Here is a 15,336-nt window from a genome sequence, read left to right as displayed (position 1 = left end):
GAAGGTCACGACCGAATGAAAACTGCATTTGTTTTGGGGGCGACGCTGCTGGCATCGCTGGTCCTCATGAATCGCACCGCACACGCCGAGGTCCAAATCGGCGACGAGGTTCCGGAGTTTAAGTTGGTCGGCAGCGATGGCAAGACCTACACCAGCGAACAGTTCAAAGGCAAGCAGGCGATCGTGATCGCTTGGTTCCCTAAAGCGTTCACCGGGGGTTGCACCAAAGAATGCAAATCGATGCGTGAGCAGGGGGAAACGTTGAAGCAATTCGACGTCGCCTACTTCACCGCCAGCTGCGATGCTGTCAAGAAAAACATGGACTTTGCCGCCAGCCTCGACCTCGACTATCCAATCTTGAGCGATCCCGACAAAACGTTTGCCAAAGCGTTGGGATGCCTGAGCCCGCGCGGAGTCTCCAGCCGCTGGACCTATTACATCGGCAAGGATGGCAAGATCCTGCACATCGACAAAAGTGTCAAAACTGAGACACATGGCGCTGACATCGCGGCCCAATTGGAAACGCTTGGGATTGCGAAGAAGCAATAATCTCAATCGGCTTCCGGCTGTGGCGGATCGAATTGCATGTCCAGCTGCCGCCACAGCAGTGCCGAAAACCAGATCAAGATCGATGCGGAAGGGACTGCGGCGAATAGCATTCCATCGATCAGCCCACCGGCGAGAATGACCGCCACCAAACCGTCGATTTCGTAGCGTGGATCGTGATAGATCGCGTACACGAAGTAGAGGACCATCGACAACAGCACCATCCCGCCGATCACACCGGTGTTCAAGCACATATTGAGCACGATGTTGTGGCAGTGATAACTGTATTTTTCCATTACAAAACGGGCGGTCATGTATCCGTAGCCGTGCAACGGCTGGTCGGCGATCCGGCCGATCGCGTACGCCCAGATTTCGGTGCGTCCGGTCGCCGTGGTCAATTCATCGGCGCTGCCCGATTTGGAGAGCTTTTCAAGCGTGTCCCCGATGACCCAATCGAACCCTCCGGTCCCGGCAACAACAAAGACCGGCGGAATCAGCACGATCGCCAACAGCAGTGCGGCAATCACGGTTTGCTGCGTGAACAGTTCCTTGCGATAGACAACCAACAGCCCGACGACCGTGATGCCCATCGACGTGCGGCTAAAACAGGCGACTAGCGTTACAACGCCCAACAGCATCGCGGGGATCACGATCAACCAACTCAAGCGTCGGCCGTAGCCCAAGACAGCGAACAGAACGGTCGTGAACGCGCTGTACAGCCCCAGTTCGTTAGGATGCCCCAGTCCGCCCATCCGTTCTAGGACTTCGGTCCGCGTAATCTGCTCCTTAAAGATCCCAATCTCGGGAAAAACAAGGTAAGCGATCCAAGACCCGACCAAAAAAGTCATCAGCCCGGTGGCAACGACCAACAGGTAGCGGTACCCCCCTAGAATTTGCATTGCGGCCGGAAGCAGCATCGTCACCGCCCCCAAGGAAATGTATGCGGCGATGGAATAGCTGCGGTCGACCGAAAACGGCAGCGTAACTCCAATCCATGCGATCAACAGCGTGATCAAAAAGCCTGGGAACGTGACAAAAGCTCGATACGATTTCGAGATTAGCAGGAGCCCTGTCCCACCACAAATCGCGCAGATCATCAATCGAAAATAGATCTGCCAATGAACGCTGAACTCTTCACCGGTATCGCCACGAAAGTCGGCGGCGTTGATGAACACGATGGCGTAAACCAAACATCCCACCAGCGATGAGACCAGCCAATTGGAATGGCTGACCGCAGCGGGGCGTTCATGTTCATGAAAACGAGGGGATGCAACAGTGGCCATCACGTGGTTCGTCAATCGTTGTGGTGATCCGCGTGGTTGTTCTCAACCACCCGATGGTCGTCGTCCGCTGCAACGTCCGTCTCCACCGGACTGCTCTCTGGCACGCGTTCAACGATCCCGCGCGACGTGGCCTTGGATTCGATTTGAGCCAAACGTTGATCGAGTTCGGCATAGTCATCGTCGACACCGGGAAAGCGATCGCTGGCCACCGCCACAAAGACGCCGCACAACATCGAAAGCAGGAATCCGAGAACTCCCAACAGACTTCGTTTAGGGCTGACATGCTTCATCACAAACGAAGGTTGCTGGACGATCGAAACGTTCGAGATCGCTTCCTGATCGAGCGCGTTGTTGATCCGCGATTCTTCTAATTTTTGCGCATAGATGCGGTGGTTGTTGTCGGCGATATTGATCCGTCGCCGCAGCTCCGATGAGGTGAGCTCGAACGAGTTGACCTTTTGCAATTCGTTATTGAGTTCCTGTTCAACGGTCAGCAACGCGTCGATCTTCGCTTCGAGTCCGGCGATCCGCGATTTCGCGGTCAGCAACGATTTATGGACATCTTGGCGAACCGGATTGATCGCCATCACGTTGTGTTCCCGCTCTTTTTCCTGAGACGCGAGGATCATCTTGGAGTCGTTGAGTTGTTGGCGCAGGGTGACCAGTTTGGGATGGACCGACTTGTATTTCGATGCCAGATCCTTTTCTCGAATCTCCAGTTCGTACAACCGATCGCGCATCTTATCATTCGCTTCATTGGCGATGCCCCGCGTCGTTTCGGTTGCCATCTCTTCGGGCAAGCGTTCCATGTCGGCCATGAAATCCAACAGACTGGCCCGCGCCGAAAACAGTTCGGTGTTGGTATTGATGATCTCTTTTTCAACGCTAGTGATCTGTTCCTGCAGCGATTGTTGCTTCCCTTCGATCGTGAGCACGACCATGTCGTTTTTGGCCTCTCGCATCGCATCTTCGTAATCGCTGACCATCCGCTCGTGTTCGGCAAAATTCTCCTCGAAGAACTTATACGACCCCGGAGACTTGTAGGCATCGAGATGCATTTTGTTATGGCTTTCCAAAAACTTGGTCGTCAGGTCTTGGGCCAATTTGGGCGTCCGGGCGCGACAGACGACGGTGATCGTCGTCGATTTCTTAGGCGAATTGATTTTTGTGTTTTTAACCACATAACGGACCGCCGATTCGAATTGTTCCTGCAGCTTGATCTGTTCGGGAGTCATCGACCCCAGTTCTTCACCAGCCCCCGACGATTCGGGCAATTCAGGAATCATTGCCATCACGTTGTCGATACTTTTTTCGATCCAAGAATGCTTTTCCAGAATCCGATCCGCTCCGATCGCCGTCACCACGTCTTCGGCCAATTGGCGACTTTGCAACATATCGGTGATCGAATTGATCTCCGACTCCCGCGATTCTTGAATCGAGATCGTTTGCCCCGTGGTTGCTGTCGTATCCATCGTGACGCTGCCGCGCCCGAGCCGGACGAACATTTTCGCTTCGGATTCAAACTTCTTGGGGAACAGCACCACGGCCACCAGCGATAGCGCCATCACCAACAGGAACGTAAACGCAGCGCGCCAACGGTATTCGATCACCGCGGCAAAGATATCAAACAAAGTCAGCGGACTGTCAGCAGAAGTATTTTGGCGTCTTCGTGCCATCGGAAAGCGTCCTCGCCCCACCCGAATTGGTGAGTTTCAAAAATACAGATCGGAGAATCAACGGATATTGATCGACTGTTCACAATAAACACGCGAACGCCTCGTGCTTCGCTGACCGACAAAGAACCCCCAACTTCCTCAGGGTCGGTTCCAGTTTGATAGAACAATCCGAATAATTCAACGGTTGAATTCCGCCTACCCCCCTAAAAACCTTAGGCATTTTGAGCTGAAAAGGCGCCGCGAGCGCGGCGCGCGCATGCGTGAAATCGGTGGGCAAGGACGCTCACCGAGAGTAAATGCTATCGCAGTGATAGGCAGCCGCACGCCTAAATCGCCAGCCCACGACTCGTCTGGCCCTACGCCGACGAAATCTCTAAATATTGAATTTTGACTGGCGTGGCGTCTGCTGGATGCCGAGCGCTGCAGGTTTCCCCCCGGTCCCGGAAAAACGTGTTTCCCAACGTGAGACACTGCAAGTTCAAAGCATGATGGAAACATTGACACCATGAACGTAAGTCGACATCGTTGCGCGATTGCGTTATGGATCGCCGTGCTGTGCGTCGATGCGGCGATCGCACAGCGGATCGCGTCCTTGGAACCGCGCACGTACGACACGCAGCCCACCCCCGGTGCAATCACTGCGGCCCTGAACGAATCCCAGGCGATGTCGTTTGACCCGTACGAGACCTCCGCAGCGCAAATCGCCCAATTGCCGCCGCTGCCCATGGCACCGCTGCCTTTTATTCCCCAGACGATCCAACCGCTGGGAAGCAACGCGCACGCTTCGGTCTGGCAATGGCAGCTGTTGCCCAAAGATTCGATCTACCCGGTCTATTTAGCCGACGAAAAGGCCTCGCGTCTGGCAGGCCGGTTCACGCGTCCCGAGGGTGACAACCTGCTGCTCGATGGAACGTTGGGCGGCCGCTTTGGCCTGTTTCGATTTGGCGATCGTTCCAACGGTCCGTTCCGTCACGGCATGCAATTGGATATCGAAGGTTCGGCGCAGGTGCGGCTGGACATGGAGGAGGAGGCCGACGTCCGATCGGTCGACTTTCGAGCCGGCGTGCCGTTGTCCTTTGGATTTGGACGCTGGCAAACTCGAGTGGGATATTACCACTTGAGCTCGCACACAGGCGATGAGTTCCTACTGAAAAACCCTGACCACGATCGTTTGAACTTTTCCCGCGACGTGCTGTTCGCCGGAGCTGCTTTTTGGATCACCGAGCGGCTGCGGACCTATGGCGAAGTCGGCTGGGCGTTTTATTCGGACGTCAGCGAGCAGTGGGAGTTCATGTTTGGCATCGAATACATGCCAACCGCCCCCACGGGGTGGCGAGGGGCTCCGTTCGCCGCCGCTCACGCCCATCTCCGCGAAGAACTCGACTACGGCGGCAGCCTGACGCTACAGGCCGGCTGGGCGTGGCGTGGCCACGATGGGGCATTGCTGCGGTTGGGCGCCGATTTTTACGAAGGCAAGAGCCAGCAATGGTCGTTCTTCGACAAATACGAACCCTTGATTGGATTTGGAATGTGGTACGACTACTGATCGATCGGGCCGCTCGCGTTGACCAATCCCGAGGCCTGACAGATACTTACGACAAGTGATCCAACGTGGCACGGCCTGTCGCGGACCTGATCGGATCCCTAAACGAACACTTTGAACCGCCTTTGATTGCTGGAGCATCCCGCGTCTGATGACCACTGCCGAAACACCTTCCCTGAAATCCTACTGCCTGGATGTTGCCGAGCGCGCCCATCGTGCGTCGCGCCAGCTGTCGACGTTGAGCACCGAAATTAAAAACCGTTGGCTGCTGCAATCTGCCGACGCGCTGCTGCAACACGAAGCGGAGATCCAAAAGACAAACACTCTCGATTTGCAAGCAGCAGCGGGGTTTGGCTTGACCGACGCGGAAGTCGATCGGCTGCGGCTGACCAGCGACCGGATCGCGGCGATCGCCAAGGGGCTCCGCGAAATCGCAGCCTTGCCCGATCCGATCGGCCAGGTGATCGAAGGCTTTCGCCGTCCCAACGGCCTGCAAATCATCAAGCGCCGGGTCCCGCTGGGCGTCGTCTTTTTCATCTACGAAAGTCGCCCCAACGTGACCGCCGACGCGGCTGCGATCTGCGTCAAAAGCGGCAATGCGGTGATCTTGCGAGGGGGCAAAGAGGCGGCGCATTCGAGCGCGGCGATCGTGGAGATCCTCAACAAAACTGCGGCCGAAGTCGGTCTGCCAGCCGACGCGGTGCAGTTAGTCAGCACCGCCGATCGCGACGCGGTCGGCCACTTCCTCGAGATGCACGAACTGATCGACGTCACGATCCCGCGCGGCGGCGAGAGCTTGATCCGCCGCGTTGCTAGCGAAGCGACGATGCCCGTGATCAAACACTACGACGGCAACTGTCACGTTTACGTCGACCGCGATGCGAACCTCGATCAAGCGGTCGAGATCGCTGTCAACTCGAAATGCCACCGCATGGGCGTCTGTAACGCCTGTGAATCGCTGCTGGTCCACCGCGACGTCGCAGATGCCTTCCTGCCGCAGATCGCTGCAGCGTTGGCTCAGCACGACGTGGAGATCGTTGGCGACCCGCAGACCTGCCAGCGAGTCCCCGCGGCGTCGGCAGCGACCGAAGCCGACTGGAGCACCGAATACCTGGGCCCCAAGATCAGCGTCCGCGTGGTCGACGACCTAGAATCGGCGATCGAACACATCAACCGCTACGGTTCGCATCACACCGACGCGATCGTAACGAAGGACCTCGCCGCGTCGGAGCGGTTTACCGACGCGATCGACAGCGCCGCGGTGATGGTCAACGCGAGCACACGATTCAACGATGGCGGCGAATTTGGACTCGGCGCCGAGATTGGCATCTCGACGGATAAATTCCACGCCCGTGGCCCGTGTGGACTGACCGAGCTAACCAGCTACAAGTATGTGGTCAACGGCCAAGGGCAAGTGCGAAGCTGATCGACCGCCGGGGCGTTCGCTAGCGAGCGTCTGGGCGTACCGCGGAGGAAATCTTCGCGGATGATTTTATAAGCCAAGGAAGGCGAATATGTCCGACGAAATACTGAGCCAAAACCAAGTCGAAGATCTGATCCGCGCGATGGAATCCGAAGGCACCGGTCAGCCCAAGGAGAAATCGGCGAACCCCGCCGCCAATCCCGCGCCGCGGTCAGCCGCATCGGCGTCGCGGCACAATGATCCGCGGATGCGGCCGATGAATTACGATTTCAAACGGCCTGAACGTGTTGGCAAGGAATTGATGGGGGCGATGCGGTCGTTGCACGAAGGCATGGGACGCGCTTTCAACGCCAAGCTTTCCGGGCTGTTGCGCAGCATCACCGAAGTCAAATTGGTCAGTGCCGACCAGCTGACCTACAGCGAGTTCGTCTATAGCCTCGATACGCCCACCTGCTTCTGCGTGCTCGACGTCAAACCGCTCGAAGGCAACTGGATCCTCGACATCGCTCCCACGCTCTCGTTTGCCGTTGTCGATCGCATGCTCGGTGGCGACCCGCAACCCAATGACTTGCCCAACCGGGCGCTGACCGAGATCGAACACCGTTTGATGGGACGCGTTACCAAGCTGTTCCTCGATGGCATGCAGTCGACATGGCAAAGCGTTGTCGAACTGGAGCCGACGCTACGTTCGATCGAAAGCAATCCACAACTGGTGCAAATCGTGCCCCCGAACGAAGTGATCGTCTTGATCTGCTTCGAGGTCACGATGGGAAAGAACCGCGGCATGATGAATCTATGCATTCCGTACAACACGATCGAACGGTTTAGCAGCCAATTGTCCAGCAAGGGCTGGGGAGGCTATTCCAGCACTCCCGCGACGCCGCAAACCAAACACGCCTTGGAATCCCAACTCGATTCGGCGCTGGTGGAACTGACCGTGACGCTCGCTCGATCAAAGATCAAGACGGGCGATCTGTTGAGCATGGATGTCGGCGATGTGATTACGACCGAACATCTGATCGACAAACCGCTGGAGGTCGCGATCCAAAGCGTTCCCAAGTTCAAAGCGACGATTGGAGCGTTGAAAGGGAAGAAAGCGGTCCGGATCCGCGAACACGTCGATACGCGCCCCAAGGCGTCGCAGGGTGACGCGGGACCAGGGTGACGCGGGATCTACCGTGGAAACGGGTAAGCACGCGCGACGGCGTCGCATCCCCACAGCCTACGAAAAAAGCCAACACCGAAGTTCGATGTTGGCTTTTTGTTCGAGCACGGGAACGATCCAAAATTAGATCATTTCCTTCAACGCCTTCAATGGGCGAATGGTGACCTTCTTCGACGCGGGCTTTGGTTGCAACCAGATCTCTTCGCCGGTTGCAGGGTTGCGTCCCTTACGCTTTGGCTTCGCTGGTGTTTCGCGAACGGTTACCTTGCAAAGACCGGGAATGGTGAATTGGCCAGGCCCCTGGACTGCGGTGGCAACTTCGGCGCTCAAGGCGTCGAATACCGCCGCGATGTCTTTCTTGGTCAACTGAGTCGACTCGGCGATTGCGTTGAAAATTTCTGTCTTGGTTGGAGCTTTTCCTACCATGAATGGTCCTTTCTATCGGTAGAAGGTGTTTAAGTACGTTTCGTAGTGTTTGCTACCTTTACGGCGAATTGGCAAAGATTACGTCGGAAAGTCCTGTTTCCGCAAGTCGCCGCATCACGGAAACCCTGCATTTTCCAGGTTTTTAGCAATTGCAGCGGCATATTACGCGGAGATCGACGCCACTGCGAAGACCGCCCCACCCTACAGAGGGGACGATTGAGGCAAACCGCCGCAGAGCAAGCATTCGGCGGGATTCGGCTCCCGCCGTCCGATGGACTTCACACAGCGTGTTTGCTTAGCTTAAATCGCCCATTTCCGCGAACACGATGTCGTTGACAGCCGCTTGATCTTCTTCGTCCTCGTCGTCATCCGACGCGCTGTCGGCGAGCGTAGAACTGGCAGCTTGCTGCTCCCAAACGTCGGCCGATCCAAGCGGCAGGACGATCGCTGAACTGCTCGCTTCGCCCTCAGCAAAGACAGCGGCCGCAGTGCCGCTGGCGGCCGAAGTGCTGCTGACAGGTGTGAACTCGGTCGCTGCGGGCGTGTTGACCCGGATTAACATGAAACCACCCTGTTGCCCTCGCATATCGACGGCATTCGAATCGATGTCAAGCACAGAGGAAATTTGGCCACCATCGGTGCTCGTGGTGCTGGTCGCGGTCACGATCACCGAAGAACCATCATCGTTCAGCGTGACCGCTGGATCGGCAAGTCCCGATGCCAGCTTGGAGACCTGCAGATTAAAGCCTGGAGTATCCCCGTCTTGTACGACCGCTAACACCACGCTCTCACGCGATGTGCTGCCGAACCAATCGCGAATCGCGATATAGGATGGGTGCATCGCACCAATCTCAATCGTCGGGGCGGTGTAATCCCCATCGTCCATGTCCGAATCGATCGTGAAGACTTGGTCTTGTTCAGCACCGATCAAAAATGGAATCGCCGGAACCGTCAACGTGTAGCTGCCCGGGGCCTGATCGGCAAACGAGAACGTGCCCGCAGCATCGACCGTCACGGTTGCGTTAACCGCATTGCCAAAGTCGTCAGTGCCGGTCAGCGTCACGTCGAACCCGAACGCATTCAAGAACGTGCTCTCGATCGTAAAGTTGAAGTCGCGTGGCACGTAATCGAGCACCGTCACCGAGACGGTTGCCGACGCGGTCAGCCCACCGGTCGTCCGATCCATGATCGTGTAGCTGAAGGTCTCGGTCCCGGTAAACGTTCCGTTGGGAGTGTAGACCAGCGAGAGGCCATCGGAACTGATCGTCACGGTCCCGGTCAGATTCGCGCCATCAACCGCGGTGATCTTCAACGTTTCGTTGGTATCGACTCCTGTCGTGTCGTTGGCCAACACGTCTAAGGTCGTCGAACCTGCCGATTTGCCAACTTGAAATTCGTCCGTGACAGCGACTGGCGGATCATTCACCTCGGTCACGGTGAAGGTGATCGTGCCGGTTCCGGTGTCGCCGTCATCGCTGCGAATGGTATAGGTGACGGTTTCGGTGCCATTGAAGTTGGCAGCCGGTTTGTACTGGACCGTCCCATCGCTGGTGATCAGCGCGGTCCCGCCGTTGGATGTCGAAACGATCGACTGCAAAGTGATGTTCGATTCGTCGGGATTGGCAGCGCGGTCGCCCGTCAACACGTCGAACGTCGCCGCGGCGGCATCTTCCACGACGGTGAACGTATGCGTTCCGGTGCTCAACGCCGAAACGTTCACCGTTACCGTCGCGGTGCTGGTCAGACCACCGGTCGTGCGATCGCTGATCGTATAGCTGAAGGTTTCGGTCCCAGAGAAGTTGGTGGCCGGAGTGTACTGGATATAGCTGCCTCCCGAAGCGATGGTGACCGTTCCACCGTTGCTGGTCGTGCCGACCGAAATCACTCTCAGCGTTTCGTTTTCATCGGGAGTGATAATATCGTTGTCCAACACTTCCAAGACGTTCCCCGTGCTACCACGATTGATGTTGTCGAACGTGTCAGCGACGGCGGTCGGCGCGTCGTTGACCGGTTGCAACCCAACGGAAACCGTCACGGTTTGGCTGGAGCCGTTCTGATCTTCGACCGTGTAGGTGAATTCATCGGCGCCATTGATATTGGCCGCGGGGGTATACGACAGCGATTGTCCGCCCTCCACGATCGTGACCGTGCCACCGTTGAGCGGCGTGCTGGTGCCGACGATTGTCAACGTCGTTCCAGCGGTCAGTAATTGATCGTTGCTCAACACGTCCATCGCGTTGTTGGCACTATCTTCGTCGAAGTTGTAGATGTCATCGGCGGCGACAAACGTGGAAACGATTTCGATCGAAGCGGTCCCAAAATTGACTTCCGACGGTTCCAATTCGTCGTCGCTACCATGGACCAGAACTTCGGTTCCGTTTCCGTCGGCGGGATCACCGGTGAAGACCAACACCCCGGCATTTAAGGCTCGAAAATGAATCGAAACCAGCCCCGCTTCCAAACCAGGTTGCGAGGTAGCAAACGCCCCCAGTTCATCGATCAAACCGGGCGTCGCCGCGGAACCGAGCCGAGCGTCGTTGAAGAGCGAGGTGAAGGTGAAGGGGGATGCGGCGATGTCCTCGGCCGTATCGGTCGGATTGATCGTCAGGTTCGTCCCTACAGGTTCGGCGAGGTTCTGGTTGTAAAGAATATCCAAGTAGGCAGCGGCAACTCCCTTGAGCGAGCTGATCAGCCGATGATCGATCGCAGTGATGTTCAGCAGGAATTCGTCACCGCGTTGCAACTGAGTGATCGGATTGCCCGCGAGATCGGTGAACGACATCTCCAACGAAACCGTCGTCTCGCTGCCCACGTTGACGCTGAACGAATTGTCGCGGCTGTTCCCCGCTTGGTCGGTCGTCTTCACCGAGAAGGTCTGATCGCCCAATTGCGACGTTGTCGGTGTCCAGGTGACGACGCCGGTCTGAGCGTCGATCGTCATCCCCGCGGGCCCATTGGCCAGCGAATAAATGACGCCGTTGCCTTCTTCAGCTTGTGTCAGGTCGATGGTATACAGCGATCCCGCAGTCGCTTGAGTTGCGATTTGCGTGGTGATCGCCGCCGGAGCCGAAGAATCGTAGACGACCGTAATCGGGCTGGTCGCCGCACTGGTCGTGCCGCCGCTGGTCTGCCGCGCCGAGATCGAATAGGTACCGTTACCATTGGACGCCAATTGCGTCGTTGTGATCTGGGTCGTCGTGCCGGTGGCCACCGCCGTTCCGATCACGGTGCTACCGGACAATAACTCCACGGTCGAACCGGCGGTCGTGCCGGAGATCGTGAAGGTTGGGTTGGTGCTACTGGTGATCCCGTCGCTGTTGCTGACACCCGTGTCGCTCGCCGCATTCAGGGTGACGCCTTGCAACGCCGACGCCTGTACGGTCACGCTAAGGGTCTGCAGATCGAAGGCGGTCGAATCGGCTTGCGTCACCGTGCTGCTGGCCGCTTTAACACCGACCTGCACCTCAAACGTACCGACGAAACCAGCCGGTGGCGTCACGGTGACCTCGCCCGTCGATTGGTTGACCGACGTCGTGTAGCCAACCGAACCGACCTTAAACGCAGCGTAGGTGACCGCGTCCCCTTCGACATCGGTACTGGACAATTGGATCGTCGCCGCCTGACCAGCGGTTGTCGCAACGTCGCTCAGATCACCCAGAAACGGTTTACCGTTAGAATTCAATTGATTGTCGGCGGTCACATTCACCGTGATCACTTGCGACGTCTGATTGCCGTCGCTGTCGGTGACCGTGATCGTGACGTTCACCGGCCCGGTGCCACTGCCGGTCGGTTTCAGCATGATCACCGAGTTTTCGTTATCGGTGAAGATCGACGCTTCTTCGATCGTGATCTGGCCAAAGGCATTCGCAAACGCTGTCGTCAGGCGGCCAGTGCTGTCGGTCGGCACCTCGCTGATCGCGTCGCGGACCGCTTCCCCTTCAACCAACTGACCAAAGATCGAGTGGTTGAAATCGAGGTGTCGCGAGTCCCCTTCGGTGATGAAGAACTGCGAATCGTTGGTGTCGTCGCTCGTCTTCGCGTACGAAAGGATGCCCGTCGCGTTGTGCTGAAGATCTTCGTGGAATTGATCGTCGAAATCCCCCAGGTCCGAACCGCCAGCGCCCGTCGCTGTCGGATCGCCAGCCTGCAGGACAAAATCGTCCAAGATGCGATGGAACGTGATCCCGTCGTAAAATCCGTCCTCGGTCAATTCGATGATCCGAGCCGTCGGCCGCTCGGCCCGTTGTTCGTACAACTCGAAGACCATGTCGCCGTAATTGGCGATCTTCAGCCGCAAGCTGCGATTGCCGCTGATCACCGACGCCTCCAACAGGCTCGGGTCCGAACTGGTCACCGTCACGGTCAACGGTTGGCCATCGGGATCATAGGCGTCGATCGGAATATGCAGCGGAGATCCCACGCCCACCGTTTGATTGCCCACTGGGACAAAGCTAGGTGTTTCCCCCTGCGGAATCGCGATTCCACTGCGTTGGGAGATGTCGGCCAGCGACAGAACGCCTTCGACCTCGGTTCCGTCTTGGAAGCGCCAAGTCGGGAAACTGGAGATCCCTTCGGCAGTTCCGGTCGCGTTGAGCGAATGATCGGGATTGGTGACTTCGACAAACGGCAGGTAGTTCTGACCGTCTTCAAACAATTCCTTCTGGTCGGTGCAGTTCGGACACCAGGCCGCTCCGAAGAAGACAACTCCACCATCACTGAGCGCTTTGGCAAAAGCGACAAGATCGGGCGCGGCTTCCCCTTCGGGAGTGGTTTCCCCTTCGGCGGTCACGCTCGACGTCAACGCGTATTGAACCGTTTCGTCGCTTGCCGGAGCGATCGGTGGCAGCAGATCGACATCTCCGGCCATCAATTGACGATGCTCCAAAGGTTCCAGCCGCAGGAATCGCGAACCGCTGGTTCGCGGTTCGGCAGGTCCTAGCAGGGCATGAATCCAACGGCGCAAGCGGGTCTTGGATTGTGGCTTTCGAGATTCGGAAGATCGTTTTGTCATAGCTGTCAGCAGTTCAATCAGGAAAAAATCCACCAGGGACAAGCGAATTCAGGTCGTCGACTCCGTCCCCTAAGCCTAATACAGGACGGAAATACCGAATCGCGCAACTCACCCAAACTCACTCAATCGGAAATTTTCCCGTGACAAGACCAAGTGTATCGGCGCAATCCGTATTCATTGCGCAACTTGCGCAACCGGAACGGCATGCGTTCGCCAGCAAAACCGGCGATTTCATTCCGTAAAAAAGACGCATTTTTGACGGCCGGGGGCAGCAAAAGTTCCCAAGTTACGACCGCAACGCTCCTCTCGGGCCGCCTAAATCCCAAGTCGCCCTCGCGAACCAACACCATGCAACGCCCCCCAACCGTCGCCGCTTTCCCGTCGCGACGGTGAAGGCCTCCAAACACGCCTGGCCGAGGACAGAAAAAACCTAAGCCGTTTACCCGAAAGCACTTAGCACAAACACACAGCGTTCCCGCAAGGAGGGAGAGATGGTGAGGTGCCGGCGCAGCGATCCGCCCCAACGGGCAACGTCCGACGGCATCATGCCCGCAAGTGATTTGTCACCCTAGAGAAAGTCGATCCGCGGTCTCCCGATCGATCGTGGGAGGCAATAGCCGCGAAATTCGCGAGGCGGATCGTGGCAGGTCACGCAGGCGTCTGGGCACACACGAGGCTAAAACAGGGGCTGCTCAGACTGTGGATGCGACGGGAGGGGGGTGCCATGGGACGTCGGCTTCACGAAAACTAAAACCCTCTCCGAGTGCTAAATCCGGAGCGTCGCGGTGTGGGCATACTTGGTCGGCTCGTCTTTCGCGTCGATGAGGTTGGATAACTCATCCGTCGCGAACCGGCGCGACGAGCGCTTTCACGCAGCGCAGCTCCCGCCGCGTGCGCCATCGTTTGCAGCAAAATCTGCCCCATCGGCGAATTCGCGGCGTTGGCGACCCGGCGCGAATTCTCCTCGTACCAGTTCGGCGCCGTGTGTTGATGGCGGCGGATGTGTTGCCACAGGAGATCGGGGCGTTCGCGGCCATCGATCAATCGTTGCAGCGATTCACGAATGTTCAATTGGTCGTCGAAGTAGCTGCGCGAATCATCGAACCGAGCCCGCTGAAACTGCTGGGCCAGATAGTGGATCGCTTCGGCCAGGTCTTCGGCCTCTTTGAGCTGTTGGCGGCGGGAATCGGCGGATTGCTGGAACCGGCGAATCTCTTCGTCCAAATGTTTCAGCCGCGCGACCAATTGATCGTCGACCGGATCGGGAGACTGAGCCGCCCGCTGCTCCAAGGTCAGCGTTTGGGTTTGATCCAACAAACGCCGGTAATGTTCGACCGCCTCGGCGTAGAACGGCCCCTCGCTATCCAACAACTTGTCGATTTCGGCTCCGGTTTCGTGGGTCTTCACGACCGTCTGTTCCAACTGCTGCAGAAGGTCATCGCGTTGGGCTTCGCGGGAGTGAATCTGATCCAGCACCTTATCGAGCCCCAGCTCCGCCGACACCTTCTGCTGCGCCCGCTCCAACCGATCCAACAACTGGTTCAGCGAATTGCGACGTTCGGCGATCAATTCCCGCATCTTCTCGGGCACCTCGCTCAAGAACTCGTAGCTCTTCCGCGCCTTCGGATAATCGATCAGTCCGCTGACCCAACGATCCATCCGCCGTCGCCATCCCCGCGCGGTGTACTGCGGCGTTCCCATCTTTCGTTTGTGCAGATACTGAAACAACCGACTGCGTTGATACGCCGGCAGCTTGGCGATCACATCGTGCTCGACTTCGTCCAAGCTCGATTCGGCACGCTGCAGGTTGATCTCCGCCACCGCTGCTTGATCGGTCAGCTGTTGGAAAGCGGGATCGCCGGCAAGTTGTTCGCTGAGCTGTTTGCTGAGCGTATCGCGTTGGCCGCAGACGGTTTCGAGTTTGTGATTGAGCGTCTCCAGATCGTGCCGCAATTGAGCCTGCGTCGATTCCAAACGTTCGTGCTCCTCCTCCAACTCGCGTTGCCGCATCTCTTTCCGCAGCAGCACATCCCGGATCGCAGGCTGGATCTCGCGCCAGACCTGCCGAACCGTTTCCTGACTGAGTTCGGGAAGATAGTTTTCCGCCAGTTCAACCAACGTCTTCCCGCGTTCACGGACCAAGGCATCCGATTGCTGCAAGAGCTCGCGTTGTTGGGATTGCAACGCATCGCGTTGGCGTTTGGCATTCTGAATCGCAAGCGAGATCTCGCGAAGCACTTCGGAACCGGATGTTGGCATGGAT

9 protein-coding genes are annotated in these 15,336 nt (G+C 57.5%); 4 read left to right on the top strand and 5 right to left on the bottom strand.

What is annotated here, in order from left to right:
* Positions 1-15: 15 nt before the first annotated feature.
* Positions 16-549 (top strand): peroxiredoxin, encoded by a 534-nt coding sequence (locus tag Poly24_RS05245; RefSeq protein ID WP_197452341.1) that lies wholly within the window; start codon positions 16-18, stop codon positions 547-549.
* Between the two features lie 2 nt (positions 550-551).
* On the opposite strand, the gene Poly24_RS05240 is transcribed toward Poly24_RS05245, so the two are convergent.
* Together Poly24_RS05240 and Poly24_RS05235 are read right to left on the bottom strand one after the other, a co-directional pair.
* The gene (locus tag Poly24_RS05240; protein ID WP_145091494.1) at positions 552-1,829 is read right to left on the bottom strand and encodes an O-antigen ligase family protein; all 1,278 of its coding nucleotides are present in this window, start codon (positions 1,827-1,829) and stop codon (positions 552-554) included.
* A gap of 11 nt (positions 1,830-1,840) precedes the next feature.
* Positions 1,841-3,505 (bottom strand): GumC family protein, encoded by a 1,665-nt coding sequence (locus tag Poly24_RS05235; RefSeq protein ID WP_145091491.1) that lies wholly within the window; start codon positions 3,503-3,505, stop codon positions 1,841-1,843.
* 505 nt (positions 3,506-4,010) lie between these two features.
* On the opposite strand from Poly24_RS05235, the gene Poly24_RS05230 reads away from it, so the two are divergent.
* From Poly24_RS05230 to fliM, 3 genes are all read left to right on the top strand, one after another.
* On the top strand, positions 4,011-5,051 hold the full coding sequence (locus Poly24_RS05230; protein WP_145091488.1) for a DUF1207 domain-containing protein: 1,041 nt from the start codon (positions 4,011-4,013) through the stop codon (positions 5,049-5,051).
* A gap of 148 nt (positions 5,052-5,199) precedes the next feature.
* Positions 5,200-6,474 carry a glutamate-5-semialdehyde dehydrogenase gene (locus Poly24_RS05225; protein ID WP_145091485.1) on the top strand — a complete coding sequence of 425 codons (1,275 nt, stop codon included), beginning with the start codon at positions 5,200-5,202 and terminating at the stop codon, positions 6,472-6,474.
* A gap of 88 nt (positions 6,475-6,562) precedes the next feature.
* Positions 6,563-7,636 (top strand): flagellar motor switch protein FliM, encoded by a 1,074-nt coding sequence (gene fliM / locus Poly24_RS05220; protein WP_145091482.1) that lies wholly within the window; start codon positions 6,563-6,565, stop codon positions 7,634-7,636.
* A 123-nt stretch (positions 7,637-7,759) separates the two neighbouring features.
* On the opposite strand, the gene Poly24_RS05215 is transcribed toward fliM, so the two are convergent.
* The 3 genes from Poly24_RS05215 to Poly24_RS05205 form a co-directional block, all read right to left on the bottom strand.
* Positions 7,760-8,062: an HU family DNA-binding protein gene (locus Poly24_RS05215; protein WP_145091479.1), complete on the bottom strand. Its 303-nt coding sequence runs from the start codon at positions 8,060-8,062 to the stop codon at positions 7,760-7,762.
* A 295-nt stretch (positions 8,063-8,357) separates the two neighbouring features.
* Positions 8,358-13,073: an Ig-like domain-containing protein gene (locus tag Poly24_RS05210; RefSeq protein ID WP_145091476.1), complete on the bottom strand. Its 4,716-nt coding sequence runs from the start codon at positions 13,071-13,073 to the stop codon at positions 8,358-8,360.
* A 747-nt stretch (positions 13,074-13,820) separates the two neighbouring features.
* Complete coding sequence (locus Poly24_RS05205; RefSeq protein WP_145091473.1) at positions 13,821-15,332, bottom strand: coiled-coil domain-containing protein; 1,512 nt, start codon at positions 15,330-15,332, stop codon at positions 13,821-13,823.
* Positions 15,333-15,336 lie beyond the last annotated feature (4 nt).

It is taken from the genome of Rosistilla carotiformis, from assembly GCF_007753095.1.
GTDB classification, from domain to species: domain Bacteria; phylum Planctomycetota; class Planctomycetia; order Pirellulales; family Pirellulaceae; genus Rosistilla; species Rosistilla carotiformis.
Note: the sequence above shows the minus strand (reverse complement) of the source record. Positions and strands in the feature narration are given on the sequence as shown.

Coding starts and splice junctions, on each gene's coding strand:
- Poly24_RS05245 (WP_197452341.1), top strand. CDS start 16: ATGAAAACTGCATTTGTTTTGGGGGCGACGCTGCTGGCATCGCTGGTC.
- Poly24_RS05240 (WP_145091494.1), bottom strand. CDS start 1,829: ATGGCCACTGTTGCATCCCCTCGTTTTCATGAACATGAACGCCCCGCT.
- Poly24_RS05235 (WP_145091491.1), bottom strand. CDS start 3,505: ATGGCACGAAGACGCCAAAATACTTCTGCTGACAGTCCGCTGACTTTG.
- Poly24_RS05230 (WP_145091488.1), top strand. CDS start 4,011: ATGAACGTAAGTCGACATCGTTGCGCGATTGCGTTATGGATCGCCGTG.
- Poly24_RS05225 (WP_145091485.1), top strand. CDS start 5,200: ATGACCACTGCCGAAACACCTTCCCTGAAATCCTACTGCCTGGATGTT.
- fliM (WP_145091482.1), top strand. CDS start 6,563: ATGTCCGACGAAATACTGAGCCAAAACCAAGTCGAAGATCTGATCCGC.
- Poly24_RS05215 (WP_145091479.1), bottom strand. CDS start 8,062: ATGGTAGGAAAAGCTCCAACCAAGACAGAAATTTTCAACGCAATCGCC.
- Poly24_RS05210 (WP_145091476.1), bottom strand. CDS start 13,073: ATGACAAAACGATCTTCCGAATCTCGAAAGCCACAATCCAAGACCCGC.
- Poly24_RS05205 (WP_145091473.1), bottom strand. CDS start 15,332: ATGCCAACATCCGGTTCCGAAGTGCTTCGCGAGATCTCGCTTGCGATT.